The organism is Thalassococcus halodurans, assembly GCF_900108225.1.
Lineage (GTDB): Bacteria > Pseudomonadota > Alphaproteobacteria > Rhodobacterales > Rhodobacteraceae > Thalassococcus > Thalassococcus halodurans.
Map to the genome: position 1 here is coordinate 276,227 of NZ_FNUZ01000002.1, position 18,422 is coordinate 294,648.

The 18,422-nt window shown below is 56.8% G+C and carries 13 protein-coding genes; 5 read left to right on the plus strand and 8 right to left on the minus strand.

All coding sequences use genetic code 11. The annotated features are described in order from the left end of the window. Nucleotides 1–147: 147 nt before the first annotated feature. From C4S59_RS06340 to C4S59_RS06355, 4 genes are all read right to left on the minus strand, one after another. Nucleotides 148–1,362 (minus strand): NADP-dependent isocitrate dehydrogenase, encoded by a 1,215-nt coding sequence (locus C4S59_RS06340; protein WP_103909642.1) that lies wholly within the window; start codon nt 1,360–1,362, stop codon nt 148–150. Between the two features lie 104 nt (nt 1,363–1,466). Continuing rightward, on the minus strand, nt 1,467–2,672 hold the full coding sequence (locus C4S59_RS06345; protein WP_103909643.1) for a multidrug effflux MFS transporter: 1,206 nt from the start codon (nt 2,670–2,672) through the stop codon (nt 1,467–1,469). Between the two features lie 152 nt (nt 2,673–2,824). Beyond that, the gene (locus C4S59_RS06350) at nt 2,825–3,457 is read right to left on the minus strand and encodes a DsbA family oxidoreductase (RefSeq protein ID WP_103909644.1); all 633 of its coding nucleotides are present in this window, start codon (nt 3,455–3,457) and stop codon (nt 2,825–2,827) included. Nucleotides 3,458–3,519: 62 nt separating this feature from the next. Further along, the gene (locus C4S59_RS06355) at nt 3,520–5,037 is read right to left on the minus strand and encodes a class I adenylate-forming enzyme family protein (protein WP_103909645.1); all 1,518 of its coding nucleotides are present in this window, start codon (nt 5,035–5,037) and stop codon (nt 3,520–3,522) included. Nucleotides 5,038–5,101: 64 nt separating this feature from the next. On the opposite strand from C4S59_RS06355, the gene C4S59_RS06360 reads away from it, so the two are divergent. Next, complete coding sequence (locus C4S59_RS06360; protein ID WP_103909646.1) at nt 5,102–5,725, plus strand: helix-turn-helix domain-containing protein; 624 nt, start codon at nt 5,102–5,104, stop codon at nt 5,723–5,725. Nucleotides 5,726–5,730: 5 nt separating this feature from the next. On the opposite strand, the gene C4S59_RS06365 is transcribed toward C4S59_RS06360, so the two are convergent. Together C4S59_RS06365 and C4S59_RS06370 are read right to left on the minus strand one after the other, a co-directional pair. Further along, nucleotides 5,731–5,844, minus strand: a complete 114-nt coding sequence (locus tag C4S59_RS06365; protein ID WP_103909647.1) for an entericidin EcnA/B family protein — start codon at nt 5,842–5,844, stop codon at nt 5,731–5,733. 5 nt (nt 5,845–5,849) lie between these two features. After that, nucleotides 5,850–7,667, minus strand: a complete 1,818-nt coding sequence (locus C4S59_RS06370; RefSeq protein ID WP_103909648.1) for an extracellular solute-binding protein — start codon at nt 7,665–7,667, stop codon at nt 5,850–5,852. Nucleotides 7,668–8,181: 514 nt separating this feature from the next. Between C4S59_RS06370 and C4S59_RS06375 the strand changes: the two genes are divergently transcribed. Then, a complete protein-coding gene (locus tag C4S59_RS06375; RefSeq protein ID WP_103910298.1) occupies nt 8,182–8,955 on the plus strand; it encodes a 3-hydroxybutyrate dehydrogenase in 774 nt (257 codons plus the stop codon). Nucleotides 8,956–9,048: 93 nt separating this feature from the next. After that, the gene (locus C4S59_RS06380; protein WP_103909649.1) at nt 9,049–10,866 is read left to right on the plus strand and encodes an ABCB family ABC transporter ATP-binding protein/permease; all 1,818 of its coding nucleotides are present in this window, start codon (nt 9,049–9,051) and stop codon (nt 10,864–10,866) included. A 19-nt stretch (nt 10,867–10,885) separates the two neighbouring features. On the opposite strand, the gene C4S59_RS06385 is transcribed toward C4S59_RS06380, so the two are convergent. Continuing rightward, nucleotides 10,886–14,755: an efflux RND transporter permease subunit gene (locus C4S59_RS06385; protein WP_103909650.1), complete on the minus strand. Its 3,870-nt coding sequence runs from the start codon at nt 14,753–14,755 to the stop codon at nt 10,886–10,888. After that, on the minus strand, nt 14,752–16,053 hold the full coding sequence (locus C4S59_RS06390) for an efflux RND transporter periplasmic adaptor subunit (protein WP_103909651.1): 1,302 nt from the start codon (nt 16,051–16,053) through the stop codon (nt 14,752–14,754). The genes C4S59_RS06385 and C4S59_RS06390 overlap by 4 nt, the downstream gene beginning before the upstream one ends. Nucleotides 16,054–16,318: 265 nt before the next feature. Between C4S59_RS06390 and C4S59_RS06395 the strand changes: the two genes are divergently transcribed. Then, nucleotides 16,319–16,978, plus strand: coding sequence for a hypothetical protein (locus C4S59_RS06395; protein ID WP_103909652.1), 660 nt, complete (start codon nt 16,319–16,321; stop codon nt 16,976–16,978). A 32-nt stretch (nt 16,979–17,010) separates the two neighbouring features. Next, nucleotides 17,011–18,330: a PQQ-binding-like beta-propeller repeat protein gene (locus C4S59_RS06400; protein WP_103909653.1), complete on the plus strand. Its 1,320-nt coding sequence runs from the start codon at nt 17,011–17,013 to the stop codon at nt 18,328–18,330. The last annotated feature ends 92 nt before the right edge of the window (nt 18,331–18,422 follow it).

Sequence of the window (18,422 nt, forward strand, 5' to 3'; positions counted from 1 at the left end):
TTTTGAAACTGCCATTAGTACGTTCCTTCCAGTTGTGCAGCTCACTTGGTGTGCGCTTGAGCAGTTGGAACAACGTCTGGGTGAATGGTCAGTTTATGAAAAAAGCCGGCGTAAAAGCCGGCTTTCTTAACTCTTTGGGATAGGGGTTTATCCAGCGAGTGCTTTGTTCAGGTTCTCATCGAGTTTTTCGAGGAAGCCCATTGTGGTCAACCATTTCTGATCAGGGCCAACCAACAGTGCAAGGTCTTTTGTCATGAAGCCGGATTCTACCGTATCGACGACAACCTTTTCCAATGTTGTGGCAAAGTTCATCAGCGGGGTGTTGTTGTCCAGTTTGGCGCGGTGCTTCAGGCCACCTGTCCACGCAAAGATTGATGCGATCGAGTTGGTGGATGTCTGTTTGCCTTCCTGATGCTGGCGGTAGTGGCGCGTGACGGTGCCGTGTGCGGCCTCTGCCTCGACGATCTTGCCATCGGGGGTCATCAACTGCGAAGTCATCAGGCCGAGCGAGCCAAAGCCTTGCGCAACGGTGTCGGACTGCACGTCGCCGTCGTAGTTCTTACAGGCCCAGACGAAACCGCCGTTCCACTTCATCGCACAGGCGACCATGTCGTCGATCAGGCGGTGCTGGTACGTGATGCCTTTTTCTTCGAACTGTTTGGCAAATTCGTTGTCGAACACCTCTTGGAAGATTTCCATAAAGCGGCCGTCGTACTGCTTCAAAATGGTGTTCTTGGTCGACAGGTACACCGGCCATTCCAGTTGCAGGCCGTAGTTGAACGTCGCGCGGGCAAAGTCGTAGATCGATTTGTCGAGGTTATACATCGACATAAAGACACCGGCGTCGGGGGCGTCGAACACTTCTTTTTCGATCACCTGACCGTCTTCGCCAACGAACTTCATCGTCAGTTTGCCGGGGCCGGGGAACTTGATGTCGGTGGCTTTGTACTGGTCACCAAAGGCGTGACGACCGATCACGATGGGGCGTGTCCAGCCGGGAACAAGGCGCGGGACGTTTTTGCAGATGATCGGAGCGCGGAAGACAACACCACCAAGGATGTTGCGGATCGTGCCATTCGGCGACCGCCACATCTTTTTCAGGCCGAACTCTTCTACGCGCGCCTCATCAGGGGTGATGGTGGCACATTTGACCGCGACGCCGACCTCTTTGGTCTTTTCTGCGGCGTCGATGGTGATCTGGTCTTCTGTGCGATCGCGTTCTTCGATGCCCAGATCGTAGTACAGCAGATCAAGATCCAGATAGGGCAGGATCAGTTTCTGTTTGATAAAGTCCCACATGATGCGGGTCATCTCATCGCCGTCCATTTCGACGATGGGGTTCTCAACCTTGATTTTCGACATGGGAGGAGTCCTTCCTGGGCTGAATTTTCGCGTTTTCATAACGCGGTTCGCTCAGGAAGGAAAGCTTTGTATGCGAATGTATACTGAATTTCTTCAGCCTAGGATCACGATGTTGCTGCAGCTTCCTCAGCTTCACGACGTGACATAGTCTGCATCAACGCGAAGGCGATGATTGCAAGGCACAAGATGCCCGTAGCTAGGGGAACGGGCGTGCCGTCAAACATCAAACCCAGTGGTGCCGCGATCATCACAGCGGCGACCGTGGACACAGCGCCAATGACGCTGGATGCCAAACCGGCGATGTGTCCCATGGGTTCAAGCGCGATGGCGTTCAGGTTGCCGATGGACATGCCGATCATGAAGAAAACCGACGTTTGCCAAGCAACAAAACCAAAGAAGGTTGCCGTCGCGCCCAAGTCAGAAAAATAGACCAGAAGCATCGCCGAGGAGGCGAAAATCTGGAATGCGATGACAGCATTGATGATCCGGCGCATGCCCAGCTTGATCACCAGTCGTGCGTTCAGCAGTGATCCGCACCCCGACAACAAAGCCACCATAAAGAACCACAGGTGGAAATTCTCGGCCTGATCAAAGGTGATGTCGTAGATTTGCTGAACCGATGAAATCATCGCGAACAACATACCAAACACCAGACACTGAACAGCGATAGACAGGCGCACCATCGGGTGGGCGAGCATTTCTAGCAAGGCAGCCCAGATGGCGCGGAAACTGAAGGGACGGCGTTCCTCAATGGGCAGGGTTTCGGGCATCCGTACACCGAACCAGATGACGTTGATGATCGAAAACACAAGGAATGCGGCAAAGATTGCGTGCCATTCGCCGAAGATCAGGATGAAGGCACCAAGCGACGGTGCGACGGCGGGGAAGATGGTGAAAACCATCATGACAAACGACATCAGTCGCGCCATTTCACGGCCCGAGAATTGGTCACGGATGATCGCCAGAGACACGACGCGCGGGCCAGCGGCCCCAAGGCCCTGAATCAAGCGGGACACCAGCAGAAATTCAAGCGACTGGGCGTAGATAGATGCGGCCGCGCCCACACAATAAAGCGCCGCACCGCCGATCACGACGTTCTTGCGGCCCAGTGTGTCCGACAAGGGGCCGGTCACAAACGTGCCCAGACCCATGCCCAGAACAAAGCTTGTCAGAACAAGCTGCGCGGCGTTCGGATTGTCGGGGGATAGCTCTAATGCGATTTGGGGCAGGGCGGGCAGCATGGCGTCCATGGAAATCGCGATTGTCGCGAACATCATGGCAATCAGCGCTACCAATTCGACTCGATGCATTTTCAGGGGCACAGAGGGCTTCCTTTCTGGTCGGTACCAGCATTTTGAAATATTTAGATACCGTGCGGTTTCCTAATATTGGAATTTATTCCTATTCCGTCTTTTGGCAAGACAAGATTTCTGCAGATGCGAAAAATTTTGATTTTGTCTGTTTACGCGGCGGTGCGAAGTTCTTCGATGACTTTCAGCCAAAGTTCGGGCTGTTGTGCGCCGGGGACCGCGTGCTGGCCCGCAACCACGAAGGTCGGCACCGACGTAATACCCATCTGCCGCGCAGCCTCGTCGCGTTTCTTGATGTCTTCCACGTCGGCATCAGAGGCCAGAAGGCGATGGATCACACTGGCATCCAAACCGATGCTGTCGGCGATGTCGCACAGCACCTCGTGGTCACCAATATCGCGGCCTTCGACAAAGTAGGCTTTGAACAGCGACGACACGGCCGCTGTCTGGCGGCCTTCGATACCGGCCCAATGGATCAGACGATGCGCGTCCAGCGTGTTTGGCGTTTTTTGGATCGCATCCAGATTGATTGTGATCTTCTGCGCCTCGCACATTTCAACCAAGGGCATGTAAGCCGCTACTGCCCCTTCTTGGCCGTTGAACTTTCCTTCCAGATAAGCACGACGGTCCATGCCTTCGCGGGGCATAGTGGGGTTGAGCTGAAAGGGGTGCCATTCGATTTCGAACGGGTGATCCGGCGATTGTTCCAAGGCGCGATCTAAAAGCGTTTTGCCAACATAGCACCAGGGGCAAATCGGGTCCGACATGATATCCAGTTTGACCATAGTTGATGCCTTTCCTTTGTAGGACAATGCTAACAGCAAAACGTCGAAATAAGCCCGAGCCTTTAGTGGGTGTTTCGCGGAATGTCACGAAGCGCTTTGCGAAGTAATTTGCCATTGGGGTTCTTTGGCAATGCATCTAGTTGAACAAAGATGCGGGGCTGTTTGTAGCGGGCCAGATGTTCTGCGCACCAGTCTTGCAAGTCGCTTTCACTAAGCGGTTCGGAAGACACGAAAAACGCGGCGATCAGGCGGACGTCTTCTTTGACTTCGATGTCCGTGGCGCCAACTTCCGAAATCGCCGGATGTTGTAGCAGCGCGTTTTCGACCTCGACAGGCGAGACGCGGAAACCGCCCGCGTTCATCATGTCGTCATTGCGGCCAAGAAAGCGGATGCGACCGTCTGATTCCATTGCGCCCAGATCACCGGTGGTAAACCAGTCACCTTGAAAGCGGCTTTTGGTTTCTTCCTCTGCGCCGATGTAACCCAGCATCAGACCGGGGTCGGATTTATGGATCGCGATCTGGCCGGGTTCGCCAAGCTCGACAGGGCCGTCATCGCCCAGAATAGCTATCCGGCGTCCAACCTGCGGTTTGCCGAGGTATCCGTCCGACAGATCGGTTGTCGTTGGTTCGGTCGAGATAAACGTTGAACATTCGGACATTCCGTAGGCTTCGAAAATCGGCGTGCCGGTTGCTTCCTGCCAAGCGCTCAGGATGGACTGGGGCAGTTTCTCGCCTGCCGAAAGCCCATGCCGAAGTTTCGGAAAGGACAGGTTCGGTTGTTTCAGGATCTGGCGATAGACGCCCGGAACAGCGGCGAAAATGGTAGCCTCATTCCGTTTGATCAGCAGTGGCAATTGGTCAGGCGTGACATTGCTGGCTGGCACCAGAGCCGTGGCGCCCATGGTCCATGGGTCCATCAGCCCAGTGCCCAAGGTGAACGTCCAGTTGAACGCCCCCGCATGGCACAGACGGTCGTCCGGTGTCAGGCCGTACCAGCCCTCCATCATCATCTGACGCGCCCAGATCGCACGATGTGCATGGCCCACGGCACGAGGGACGCCAGAGGTGCCGGATGTAAACACGATATAGCCAAGGCGTTCAGGATCGCCGAAATGGTAATCAGCCGCTGGCAGGTCGCGCCACAGATGCAGTGTCTCTTGATCGAATGCTGGGATACCCAGTTCGGGGCAGGGCGTGGTTTCATCCCTGACAACACAGGCCAGATCCAGAACCTTGGACATCTTTTCGATCTCGGGCGCTGTCAGCTGGGCCGAGGTGGGCACAGGCACCAGACCTGCTGCCAAAGCACCGAGAAACGCGATTGGAAAATCAACGGTATTGCCCAGCCGCATCAACACGTGTTGGCCCGGTGTCAGGCCCTGATCCAGAAGGCCACGTGCGGTGCCCAGAATGGCCGCTGTCAGCTTGGCATAGCTCCACCGTTCCGCACCTGTCGGCTTTAGAATGGACAGGGCGATTTTGTCAGGTGTGGCTTGGCCCGCTGCCAGAACATGGGCGGCCATATTGAACGGGGTCGGGCAGGGCGCGAAGGGCCCTTTATCAAAAACAGACAGCATGGCGCGGACTTAGGTCCAAACCATCGATCTTGCAAGCTACGAGGAGCGCGCCTATAGCTTTGATATGAGTGAAGGTGATCCCAAAAGTCTGATCAAAATTGCCCGTGAAAACGGTCAAGACGGCGAAATCGAAGCCCTGAACCTGGGTGAACGCGTGCGCGATTTGCGCAAAGCACGCGACTGGACGCTTGAACAAGCGGCCAAACAGGCAGGGCTTGCCCGGTCTACGCTGTCCAAGATTGAAAATGGTCAGATGTCGCCGACTTACGACGCCTTGAAGAAATTGGCCACGGGGCTTGAGATTTCGGTGCCCCAGTTGTTCACGCCGCCCAAGCGTGACCAGATCAACGGTCGTTTGGCTGTGACGAAGAACGGTAACGGCCAGCAGCAGGCGACAGCCACTTACGAACATGAACTGCTCGCAGAAACGCTGACCAAAAAACAGATGCTGCCGTATCGTGCGCGTGTTCGTGCGCGGTCGATGGATGAGTTTGACGGTTGGGTGCGCCATGACGGCGAAGAGTTTCTGTATGTGCTTACCGGTGTGATCCAGCTATACACAGAATTCTATGAACCCATCGAAATGCGCCGTGGCGACAGTGCCTATTACGACGCCACGATGGGCCATAATGTTGTGTCTATCAGCGACGAGGACGCGACCATCCTGTGGGTCACGTCGCTCGCCTGATCTGATCAGAACCAGCCTTGGACTGTTCTGGAAGCAGACGAGATATCCTCGCCTGCGCCTTCGATTGTGCCGCAGCTTGCCAGCATGAGTGTTGCGGCCAGAAAAATGCTGATGCGCATTCCTATCACTCCTCTTCCCACCACCAGACATCCGGTTGCCAACCGATCCAGTCACCGTAGATCGGCAGTGTCTCGGGATATTTCAGTTCCTTGACGTGGGCAATCCGGCTGGACGAGAAATCATAGATCGGAATGACATAGCGGCCACTGGTCAGGATACGGTCCAATGCCTTGGTCGCGGCGACAAAGTCGTTCTGGTCGGTCGAGTTCAGGATCGTATCGATCATCGCCTCGGCCGCGGGGGAATTCATGCCCATCAGGTTACGCGAACCGGGTTCGGTCACGCCTTTGGAACCCCAGTACAGATGCTGTTCGTTGCCCGGAGATAGCGACAGGCCACGGCGGTAGTAGGTCATGCCAAAGTCATAGGCATTGACGCGTTCCTTGTACTGGGCGCTATCGATCATCGTCACTTGCGGGGTGATCCCCATGCGGGACAGGGCCTCGACATACAGGTCAATGATCGATTGCGCCTCGCCCGAACCTTGGCTGAGAACGATTTCAAAGGTGAACGGCGCACCATTTGCGTCGGCCATGACACCGTCCTGAATGGTCCAGCCCGCCTGCTCCATCAAATCAATCGCCGCGCGTAGGTTTTTGCGGTTGCGTTCCGATCCGTCGCTGACGGGCAGGGCATAGCCCTCGATCGCGCCGGGAAGCAGATCATCGGCGAAGGGTTCAAGAAATTCCAGCACGCGGCCTTTCGCGGGACCATTGTCCATACCGAGTTGCGAGTTGCTGAAATACGACCCGATCCGCGCCTGACGGCCGCCAGTCATCGCGTCGTTGATGTATTCAAAGTTGAACGCCTGAATAAGCGCCTCGCGTACGCGCCAGTCTTTGAAGGTGGGCAGGCGGGTGTTCATGACAAAGCCCGTCATGCCGGTGGGGCGCTGATGCGGGATCAGGGATTTAACGACATCACCGTTTTGGACGGCTGGGAAGTCGAACTGTGTTTCCCACTTTTCGGCGTTGGTTTCACGATGGGAGTTCAGGATGCCCGCCTTGAAACCTTCGAACATGACCTGCGCATCGCCGAAGAACTCCATGCGGATTTCATCAAGGTTGGCGACGCCTTGCATGAACGGCACATCTTTGCCCCAGTAATCGGGGTTGCGCGTCAGGGTCACATAGCGACCGGCTTCGAAATCCGAGATCGTGTAAGGGGCCGTTGTGATCGGGATGTCTTCCAGTCCGGATTCCGCGAAATCCTTGCCGTCCCACTGTGCCTTTTTAAGGATCGGACGCATGCCAAGGATGAGCGGTAGCTCACGGTCTTCGACGTTAAAAGTGAACTTGACCTTGCGGTCGCCTGTTTTCTCCATCGTGGCGATCTTTTCCCACGATCCGCGATAGCGTGGGTGGCCGACAGTGCCCAAGGTTTCATAGGACCACATGACGTCTTCGACGGTCACAGGCGTACCATCCGAGAACTTGGCTTCTTCACGAAGCGTAAATTCTACCCAGCTACGGTCGTCCGGCACCTCGATCGATTCGGCCAGAAGGCCGTACAGCGCGAAGGGTTCGCCATAGTTGCGGGCCATCAGGCTTTCGTAGGCCAGAAAACGAAGCTGCCAGGGAACCGACCCTTTCAGGATATGGGGGTTCAGGCTGTCAAAGCTGCCGACCTCGCCAGTGACGATCCGGCCACCCTTGGGCGCTTCTGGATTGGCGTAGGGTAGGGACACAAAATCGGGTGGAAGCGCGGGCTCGCCGTACATAGCTATGCCATGCTTTGGTTCGGCTGTCGCAGAGGCCGCAATTGCCGCCAATGCAAGGCCCCCGAGAACGCGGCGGAAACGCCCGTTTAAATTGCTGCTCATGTTTGAATTTCCTTTGGTCCCAAACCGTTTCTTTGCGTGAACGATACGGGGGGATTCCGGCATTTTCAAACTTTTAGCTTGGATTCATGATGCGAAAAGCTTATGAACTAAGCACTGCTCGATAGGTTTCTTGCCTGTATGAAACCTGCCTCAATAACTGAACGCCAGCCTTGTGCTGGCGTTTTTTTTTGTCCTTCAAAATCCTCAGAGCCATGAAAATAAGGGGGATTCACAGGTAGTGGCGCATGATCCGGCTGGTCAGAGCTTTGCGACTCGTTCAGGTCGTTCGCGATTCCGCAGTTCTATCTGGGCACGAATCTGCCAAGAATCGGGGGGATATCTTAACGCCCCGCGCCGGAGGGTAGATTGATCGTAACAGCGCGTTGTTGCGCAGGCATGGATTTCATGTCCAATTCAGCCAAGATTGTCGCAATTTCGGAACGAATGCCCGAAAAATGCGTTTTCTCGCAAGTGCAGAATGTTATGCTGCAAAAGCATTATGGATGGAGATGATATGACCCTTTCAGGAAAAACAGCGATTATTACCGGTTCCAATTCGGGCATCGGTCTGGGTGTGGCCCGAGAACTTGCCAAAGCCGGTGCCGACGTCGTCTTGAACTCCTTCACAGATAACGAAGAAGACCACGCTCTGGCCGAAGAACTTGGCAAGGAATTCGGCGTGAAAGCACGCTACATCCAAGCCGACATGTCCAAGGCCGACCAGTGCCGCGCCCTGATCGAAAAGGCAGGCGTTTGCGATATTCTGGTGAACAACGCGGGCATCCAACACGTGGCCCCGATTGACGAGTTTCCGGTCGAGAAATGGGACGCGATCATCGCGATCAATATGAATTCGGCGTTTCACTGTACTGCCGCCGCGCTGCCCATGATGCGCAAAGCCGGATGGGGCCGTGTGATCAATGTTGCCAGTGCCCACGGCCTGACCGCGTCGCCCTATAAATCAGCCTACGTCGCGGCCAAACACGGTGTTGTCGGCATGACCAAGGTGGTCGCGCTGGAAACCGCAAAGGAAAAGATCACAGCGAACGCGATCTGTCCGGGCTACGTTCTGACCCCGCTGGTGGAGGCGCAGATCCCCGATACCGCGAAAAAGTACGACATGACCGAAGAGGAAGCCAAAGAGAAGGTGATCCTTGAGCGTCAGCCGTCCAAGGAATTTGCTACCACCGAACAGATCGGCGGAACGGCGGTCTTCCTTTGTTCGTCGGCTGCGGATCAGATCACCGGCACAACGATCAGCGTCGACGGTGGTTGGACGGCGCTCTAATCCGTTGACGGCCTGAAAATCGAAATTACACAGGGGCCCTTCTGGTTTTCCGGAAGGGTCACGTCTATGTGACCCTGTAATCAGGAGAGCCCCATGCGCAGCAGCACTGCAGACATCACCGCCCAAGACCGTCGCTCCGGATGGGAGATCATCAAAAAGGTGGCACCTTACCTGTGGCCCGAGGGCCAAACATGGGTAAAGCGCCGCGTTGTGATCTCGATGGCGCTGCTTATTCTGGCAAAGGTCATCGCAGTCAGCACGCCGTTTTTCTACAAAGCTGCCATCGACAAGCTGACAGGCGACAGTGTCGATCCTGCGTGGACGCTTGGCGTTGGTGCGGTAGGTTTGACCGTCGCCTACGGTATGGCGCGGGTGCTGAATTCTGGTTTCCAGCAACTGCGTGATGCGGTCTTTGCCCGCGTTGGGCAACGCGCTTTGCGCAGGCTGGCGCTTCGGACCTTCCGGCATATCCACCAGCTTTCGCTGCGCTACCACATCACGCGCCGCACGGGCGGTCTGTCGCGGATCATTGAACGTGGTGTGAAGGGCGTCGAATTCCTGCTGCGCTTTATGCTGTTCAGCATCGGCCCGTTGTTGTTGGAGCTGATCCTGGTGGCCGGCGCGCTCTATTTCGCGCTGGATGTTTGGTATCTGGTAGTCGTCGTTCTCACCATTGTTTTGTACGTCACCTTCACGTTCAAAGTCACCGAATGGCGGGTCAAGCTGCGTCGGGTGATGAACGAACAGGACACCGACGCGAACCAGAAAGCCATCGACAGTCTTCTGAACTTTGAAACGGTTAAATACTTCGGCGCCGAGGATCGCGAAACCGAACGGTACGATCAGGCGATGCGCAAATACGAAAGCGCTGCGGTCAAAACGTCTACCTCGCTCGCGATGCTGAACTTCGGTCAGGCGCTGATTATTACCAGCGGTCTGGTCATTGTGATGGTTATGGCGGCCGTCGGCGTTCAGAACGGGTCGCTGACCGTTGGTGATCTGGTCATGGTCAACGCCCTGATGATCCAGATTACGATGCCTTTGAACTTCCTTGGCACGGTCTATCGTGAAATCCGTCAAAGCCTTGTGGATATGGGCGAGATGTTCGACCTGCTAGAGCAGCCAGCCGAGGTGTCCGACAAGCCGAATGCACCTGCCTTGAACGTTTCCGGCGGCGTGGTCGAGCTGGGCAATGTCGTCTTCGGGTACGAGGCCGAACGCCCCATTCTGAAAGGCGTGTCGGTTACCGTGAACGCAGGCGAGACTGTTGCCTTGGTCGGCCCGTCTGGGTCGGGCAAGTCCACCATCGGGCGTCTGCTTTTCCGTTTCTATGACGTCAAAGGCGGCGCGATCAAAATCGATGGGCAGGACATCCGTGATGTCACGCAGGAAAGCCTGCATAAGTCGATCGGCGTGGTTCCTCAGGACACAGTGCTGTTCAATGACACCATCCGATACAACATTGCCTACGGACGCGCAGATGCGACCGAAGCCGATATTGTCGAAGCCGCGCAAGCCGCCCAGATCCATGACTTCATCGTGTCTTTGCCAGACGGTTACGACACCACAGTTGGTGAGCGCGGGCTTAAGCTGTCTGGCGGTGAAAAGCAGCGGGTCGGGATTGCGCGCACATTGCTTAAGAACCCGCCAATCCTGTTGCTGGACGAGGCGACCTCGGCGCTGGATACCGAAACCGAACAGGGCATTCAGTCGGCACTGGCCCGCGCGGGTGAGGGGCGCACCGTTCTGACAATCGCGCACCGTCTGTCGACCGTGGCGGATGCGGATAAGATCATTGTTTTGGAAGCGGGCGAGATCGTCGAAAGCGGCACGCATGACAATCTGCTGGCCAAGGGCGGGCGCTATGCCAGCCTATGGGCGCGTCAAGCCGCAGATCGTAACGCGGCCTGATCTAGGTTTCTCGGGCCGCTTATTCGGCGGCCCTAAGCGGCATTCCCGATTTCGGCTTGTCCGGTGTCGAAGACGTCTCGCCCCCGTCATCCCACAGGATTGTCGGCACCTCGACATGGCGGGATTCACGGCGCATTGCCCAATCCCGAGCGATTTCGCTGCCGCGACCGAAGGACAGACGTGCCAGCAAACGGCCCAACCATTGCGCGTATTTGACCGTCCAGATCCGCAGCGCCAGCATCGACGGCGTAAACACAAGCGTCAGAACCGTCGCAATGCCAAGGCCAAAGACTACCGCTGTCGCCAGCTGTTTCCACCACAGCGATGTCGGGCTGTTCAGCGCATAGCTGCCGCCGAAGAAATCAAGGCTGAGACCGAACATCATCGGCGCAAGGCCGGCCATTGTGGTGATCGTGGTCAGCAAAACAGGACGGATGCGCGATTCAGCCGTGCGGATGATCGCCTCGATCCGCGGCATGTGGACCTCGTATTCCTGATAGGTATCGATCAGAACGATGTTGTTGTTCACCACGATCCCCGCAAGCGCGACGATGCCGGTGCCGGTCATGATGATCGAGAATGTCTGACCCATCAGAAGCATCCCGATCAGAACGCCTGCGGTGGACAGGATCACAGCCAGAAGAACCAGAACCGAGTTGTAGAACGAGTTGAACTGAGCGAGCAGGATGATGAACATCAGGCCCAAAGCGGCTGTGAAGGCGCTGCTGAGAAAGGCGGCGCTTTCCTCTTGGTCTTCTTGGTCGCCGGTCCATTCCCACTCGATGCCAGCGGGGAAAGGCTTGGTATCAAGCCATTCCGTCAGCACCTCGATCCGTTCGTTCGGGTTCACGGACACTGCCGCCAGTTTAAAGCTGTCCGGCAGGGTGGCAGTGAAATCAGCGACACGGGTTTCGAACTCGGCAAAGCTCGGAATGTCTGAGGCGATGAGACCGTTCTCCTCCGCAGTAGCGATCAAAGCATCGTACTGACCACGCCAGAACTCGGTGTCACGATCCATCGCGTCAAAGGTGAAAGAATAGCTTTTATCACCGATCTTAACCGCGCCGTCTTCGTCCGCCAAAGCGTAGCCAAGGATCGCGCCATCCGCATTCGCGCGGATTTTGAACAGATCGGCTGTAACATCGGCTTTCACGTCGAAATACCGTTTCTGATCCACGCGGCTGATTTCGGCCAGTTTGGCGACCGGTTCACGCGTGATGAAGTTCGACAGTGGCACAAGGCCTTCGTTCGTGCGGACCTTAAGGGAATCCAGCGTTGAAAGCAGGCGGTCTTTTTCCGGCAGACGCACACGGATGTCGATTTCTTCATCCGATGTATCGACGCGCATCGTGTCCAGCAGAATGCCGCGTGTCACAAGCTGAACCATCGCGCCGACGGCCGCCACGTTGGCGCCATAGCGACCGGCCTTTTCAACATCCACGTCGATCTGCCAGTCAATGCCGGGCAGGGGGAGCGTGTCTTCAATCAGGCGCAGACCTGCGGTTTCTTCGAACTGGGCGCGGGTCAGTTCCGTTGCTGTGATCAGGTCATCCCAGTTGTCGCCTTTGACCCGCAGGTGCACAGGCTTGGCCGAGGCCGGACCCATCGCAAGGTTCAGGATCTCGGTGCGGACGCCGGGGATGGTCGACAGTTCTTCCGTCAGTTCGGAAATCACCGTGTCGCCATCAAGCGCGGGGTTCTTCACGTCGATCTCAAAACCGAAGTCGAGGAAGGGCAGCGGCTTCCAGATCTCGCGCGCGTCAGGGCGTTCTTCCCATGGAATGGTTTCGAACTGAATCTGACCGATGGTGTCTTTGGGTGGTTGCGCACCACCTGTGTTGGACGACAGGCCACCGTCGCCCGCAAAGGAAAAGGCCGTCTGTACGCCCGGATGGTTCAGAACCACCTGTTCCGCACGCCGCACCAGCGCGTCTTTTTCAGCAAGGCTCAGGTTGCCACGCGCCATGACGTAAACCAGCGCCTGTTCGGGCTCGGTTTCGACAAAGAATTCGGTGCCGTTGTTGTTTTCGCCAAAGTAGCTGAAGGTCGACATGACGAACATCACCACGGCGGCAATTGTCACCAATGGCATAATGGGGTTGCCGACGATGAACGACATGAAGCGCCCGAACATTGTGCGGCGGTACCCTGCGTCCACACGGTCTTTCTTGCGATGGATCGCTGCTGCATCCATGACGATGGATGTCAGCGATGCGAAAATCAGGAAAACGACGACGCCCGGCATGTAAGCCATAAAGCCGGTGCCGATTGGTTCAAACAGATACGCAGGGTTCAGCAACATCATCGCGCCAACGAACATTCCGAACAGTACGACAGGAACCAAAGCCGCGCGAACAGCCCAAGGCGTCGAGGCGCGCAAAGCGTCTGTCGCGTTGTTCAATGTGCGCGAAAAACGGCCCGAAACACCGCCCATGACAGGCAAATAAATCAGGGCAACGATCAGCGATGCAGACAGAACGAAAATCAAAGTGACTGGCAGCATGCCCATAAATTCGCCCGGAACACCCGGCCAGAACAGCATTGGCAAGAAAGCACAGAGCGTTGTTGCCGTCGAACTGATCACCGGCCAGAACATCCGTTTCGCGGCCTCGACATAGGCCGACATCGGGCCAGAACCCTCTGATATGCGTTTGTCGGCATATTCAACAACGACAATCGCGCCATCAACCAGCATCCCGACCGCAAGGATCAGGCCGAACATCACAATGTTCGAAATGGTGATGCCCATGAGGGCCAAGAGCACGAAGCAAAGTAGAAAAGATGTCGGAATAGCGAAACCGACCAGCAGAGCGGGGCGCGTGCCCAGCGATGCCAGAACAACGATCATCACAAGCGCAATGGCTGTAAGGACCGACCCTTCAAGCTGGCTGACCATCGAGGCCACGGTACGGCTTTGATCGTTTGAAGTGCCCAGTGAGACCACGGCCTTAAGCTCGTCCGGCCATTCAGCGCGGGCCTCTTCCACCACGCGGCGGACCTCGGCGCTGGTGTCAATCAGGTTGAAACCCTTGCGCTTGACCACCTGAAGCGCCACAGACGTTTCACCGTTAAAGCGCGCGGTCGAGGTGCGGTCGACGAACGTCAGGTTGATCCGCGCCAGATCGCCAAGGGTGATCACGCGGTCGCCATTGGTTTTGACGGGCAGGTTATAGACGTCCTGCGCATCATCAAAGGACGACGGAATCTTGACCGAAAACGCGCCGGTTTCGGTTTCAACTTCGCCCGCAGCAATCAGTTGGTTGTTGTTTTGAACAACGTCGATCAGTTCGCCTGCGGTCACATTGTAGGATTCCAGACGCAGAGGATCGATGATGACTTCAAGCATTTCATCGCGGTTGCCAGCGATGCCGGCCTCAAGCACTGCGTCCAGACCTTCGATTTTATCCTGAAGATTTTTGGCGATTTGTACCATCGTCCGTTCCGGCACCGGGCCGGTCAGGTTGACGATGACAATCGGGAACAGGGAAAAGTTGATTTCGTTGATCGAGTACTGCTCGGCCCCGTCGGGAAACTTGGCTTCTGCATTGTTCATCGCGTCACGGACGTCGGCCATGACCTTGGTCTTGTCCCAACCGAATTCGAACTCCAGCGCGACACCAGCATAGCCTTCGGCAGCGGTGGACGACATGGTTTTCAGCCCATCAAGGTCCGAAAGCTCGGTCTCCATCGGCTTGACGAGCAGGGTCTCTGAGTCTGTCGCAGAGATGCCGGGGAAGGGAACGGATACGAAAAGAGCCGGAATTTCGATATCCGGCTCGCCTTCTTTCGGCAACGACACGTAGCAATACGCCCCGACGGCAATCGACAGGATGATAAAGGCTATGACCATCCGCGCCCGAGAGGCGGCCCAATCTACGATACCGGTCATTGGAGAACGTCCTCATAGGATGGAATGACAGGCACGCCGTCTGTGACAAATTCCTGACCGACTGTGATGATGTTCACTGTCTCGGGCAGGTCCGCGACCAGCATACCTTCCTGAGTGTCGCGCAGGATTGTGACGCCCATGAATTGCGCGGTCATATCGTCCGAGACTGTACGCACGCCAATGTCGCCCTGATCGTTCAGGGTCAGCGCAGATTGCGGAACCAGATGCGCAGGCGCGCCTTCGGCTTGGATGCCGATTTCAACGGTTTGGCCCGCGCTGATCTGCAGGGCTGTGTTCGGTACATTGATTTCGACACGGAACGTGCGTGTCAGGGCATCGGCGCGACGGGAAACAAAGGACACACGTCCTGTGATGGTCGACCCGTCGGTGAAACGCGCACCGGCCGGAGAGCCCACTGCAATCTTGCCTACTTGCGTTTCCGGCACAAAGCCCACCAGTTTGATCGGGTCCAACTGAAGGATCGATGCGCAGTGGCCGCCAGCAGTTAGAAGCGCCCCGAGCTCGGCAGTGTCTGTTTCCAAAAGGCCCGCGAACGGTGCTTTGATGTCCAGCTTGGCGATGTCATCCTTGGCACGGGCCACGCCAGCCTCGGCGGCTTGAATGGCCGCTTGGGCGCTTTCCAACCCGGCCTTGGCCGCTTCGACACCTGCCTGCGCCGACACAACCGCCGCTTCGCTGCTGCGCAACTGGGCTGTGGCCGCCGCAACGCGGGTTTCCGAGGCAAAACCACCTTCGCTCAGGCGGCTTGCGGCTGTTTCGTTGATCTTGGCTTCGCTAAGCGCTGCATTGGCTTCTGCCAATCGCGCCTCGGCCTCGGGTACGCGTGCTTGTGCTTCGGGGACGCCAGCGAGCGCATTCGCATAGGCTGCTTCGGCTTCGGCAAGCGACGTCTGGCGCGTGCCCGGGTCCAGTTTGCAGAGCAGTTCGCCCTCCTGAACAAAGGCACCTTTCCGCAGCGGTTCCGAAATAACCTTGCCTGCGGTTTCCGCCATCACATCCACTTCGCGCATGGCTTCTGTTTCGCCGCGCAGGATTATCTGCGTATCGACCAACTGCGCCGTGCTTTTCATCGCCATGACCCGAACCTTGGCTTCTGCTGCCGGTTTCTCGGCCTCAGCTTCGGCGGTTTCGACCGGTGTATCGCCCTCGGTGCCCTGTTCTGTTTGCTCTGCCGGGGCTGTGCCGGTTGCAAATGCCATGACTTCATCCCGTTTCAGAACGACGCCATACAAAATCAGAGCGACCACAATCGCTGTTATCAACGGAACAATTCGCATTCAGTCAGGTCCTGTCGTCTTGGCCGGTCACGGCGGTCTTTGCATGAAAACAAGAAAATTTTAGGGCCGGTTCAATTTCGGTCCCGAAAACTTGGTCGAGCCAATCTGTGTCATGCTGCACTTGCAATGTAAACTAATCAGTTCAAATTCACTTTGAAAGCGATATTTAAATCGGAGAGAAAAGTTTCAACCCCTTCGCTGCTCTTGGCTTGTGTTTTCTCAGCAGGTAAGAGGGGACAACAATTCTTTCGGCACGAGGTTCGGTGTGAGCAATCCTGATAGTTTCATTGATGAGGTGACCGAAGAAGTGCGTCGCGACCAGATGTACGCGTCACTGCGCAAATACGGCTGGATCGGCGTGCTGGCGGTTGCTTTGATCGTTGGCGGCGCGGCATGGCGCGAATATCAAAAAGCTCAGGAAACGGCAGCGGCACAGGCCTTTGGCAATGCGCTGGTTGCGGCCTTGGAATCAGAAACGCCCGAGGATCGCATCGCCGCGTTGTCCGAGGTTGATGCACCGACCGGCGCAGCCGAGTCAGTTCGGGCCATGTTGTTGGGCGCTGAGCAGGCCGCATCAGATCAGGATGCAGCGGCTGCAGATACCATGGCGCAAGTCGGCGCAAATACGGATGCCCCCGAGATCTATCGCCAAATCGCGACCTTCAAGGCACTAAGCAAGAACGACAGCAATCTGTCCGCAGAAGACCGCCGTGCCGGTTTTGTCGCGATGACACAGCCGGGCCATCCGCTGCGTTTGCTGTCTGAAGAACAAATCGCCCTGATCGAGATTGACGCAGGCGAAACCGAGGCCGCGATTGCGCGCCTTCAGGCAATTCTTGTTGATGATGAGGCCACGCAGGGCTTGCGCCGTCGTGCGACACAGTTGATTGTGTCGTTGGGCGGTTCGTTGGTCGCTGGAAGTTAATGCGACAAAAAAGAAACGGGAGCGGGGCAACTATGACAACAGGACTTAAGATTTCCGTTGCAGTTTTCGGGCTTGGCCTGCTGTCGGCATGCTCTCAGAGCGATCCGATCCTGCCGGGCGAACGTTTGGCATTGCGCGCGGGCGACACAGCCGCAGCGACAGAGGTGGAAAACCGCGCTGTGGCAGCCAACCTGCCCGCAGCGGTATCCAACGGCCAATGGGCGCAAAGCCCTGTCAGTCCCTTTGCACGCACCACCCATGCCGCACTGCAACTGCCGCTGCAGCAGGTTTGGTCCACGTCCATCGGCGATGGTGACAAGCGCCGCAAGCGTTTGAACACGACGCCGGTATCGGATGGCGCGCGTATTTACACGATGTCCTCTGATCTGCGCATCACAGCGACCGATACTTCTGGTGCTGCGGTCTGGACACATCAGCTTGAAACACCGCGCGACAGTGCTGCCAGCGTTCAGGGTGGCGGTCTAGGTGTTGCCGATGGTGTTCTGTATGCGACGTCAGGCTTGGGTCAGTTGACTGCGCTGGAAGCAGCGACAGGGTCCGTTGTCTGGACACAGGATCTGGACACGGTTGCCACAGGCGCGCCGACGATTTCTGGCGGTCTGGTGTATCTGACGTCGGGCGATAACATCGGCTGGGCGATTGAAACAGACAGCGGTCGTGTCCGTTGGCAGACCGAAACTGTGGCCGATATCAACAACGTGGCCGGTGCTCCTGCGCCTGCGCTGGAAGGTGACCGTGTCGTGTTCGGCTTTGGCAACGGTCAAATCCAGACGACTTTCCGCCAAGGCGGCTTGTCCTTGTGGTCCAGCGAAATTGCAGGCCAGCGCAAAGGCCGCGCAGTGAACACAGTCGGCGATATCACGGGTGATCCTGTGATTGCAGACGGTAGCCTGTATGCCGGCAACCACTCTGGCAGCATGGCAGGTTTCGATCTGTTCTCGGGCGATCGCAAATGGACTCTTGCCGAAGGTGCGCTGCACCAGCCTTGGGTCGCGGGCGGCTCCGTGTACTTTGTGTCAGACCTAAATGAACTCAAGCGTGTCGACGCAGAGACCGGCGAACAGATCTGGTCGGTCGAACTGCCCGGCTGGGTGCCTTCCGCACGTCCGCACAAACGCCGCGATCGGTCGTACGTGAACTACGGCCCGATCCTGGCCGGTGGTCAGTTGATCGTTGCATCCTCGGATGGCGCGATCCGCATGTTCAACCCAGAAGACGGCGCGTTGACTTCGCAGGTCGACATTCCGGGCGGCGCAACCACATCGCCCATCGTTGTAAACGGCACGCTTTATGTTGTGTCGAAGAAGGGCACACTTTTCGCGTATCGTTGATTGCCCGCAACCTGAACGGCCAGCCCATGTGATTGGGCTGGACATGGTTCCGGCAACGACGTAAACGCTGCGCCTTGATCAAGCTACGGAAC

Excerpts from the sequence above, each read along its gene's own strand:
- C4S59_RS06385 (WP_103909650.1), bottom strand. The coding sequence starts at position 14,755 with ATGACCGGTATCGTAGATTGGGCCGCCTCTCGGGCGCGGATGGTCATA.
- C4S59_RS06350 (WP_103909644.1), bottom strand. The coding sequence starts at position 3,457 with ATGGTCAAACTGGATATCATGTCGGACCCGATTTGCCCCTGGTGCTAT.
- C4S59_RS06400 (WP_103909653.1), top strand. The coding sequence starts at position 17,011 with ATGACAACAGGACTTAAGATTTCCGTTGCAGTTTTCGGGCTTGGCCTG.
- C4S59_RS06370 (WP_103909648.1), bottom strand. The coding sequence starts at position 7,667 with ATGAGCAGCAATTTAAACGGGCGTTTCCGCCGCGTTCTCGGGGGCCTT.
- C4S59_RS06390 (WP_103909651.1), bottom strand. The coding sequence starts at position 16,053 with ATGCGAATTGTTCCGTTGATAACAGCGATTGTGGTCGCTCTGATTTTG.
- C4S59_RS06375 (WP_103910298.1), top strand. The coding sequence starts at position 8,182 with ATGACCCTTTCAGGAAAAACAGCGATTATTACCGGTTCCAATTCGGGC.
- C4S59_RS06345 (WP_103909643.1), bottom strand. The coding sequence starts at position 2,672 with ATGCATCGAGTCGAATTGGTAGCGCTGATTGCCATGATGTTCGCGACA.
- C4S59_RS06355 (WP_103909645.1), bottom strand. The coding sequence starts at position 5,037 with ATGCTGTCTGTTTTTGATAAAGGGCCCTTCGCGCCCTGCCCGACCCCG.
- C4S59_RS06340 (WP_103909642.1), bottom strand. The coding sequence starts at position 1,362 with ATGTCGAAAATCAAGGTTGAGAACCCCATCGTCGAAATGGACGGCGAT.
- C4S59_RS06360 (WP_103909646.1), top strand. The coding sequence starts at position 5,102 with ATGAGTGAAGGTGATCCCAAAAGTCTGATCAAAATTGCCCGTGAAAAC.
- C4S59_RS06365 (WP_103909647.1), bottom strand. The coding sequence starts at position 5,844 with ATGCGCATCAGCATTTTTCTGGCCGCAACACTCATGCTGGCAAGCTGC.
- C4S59_RS06380 (WP_103909649.1), top strand. The coding sequence starts at position 9,049 with ATGCGCAGCAGCACTGCAGACATCACCGCCCAAGACCGTCGCTCCGGA.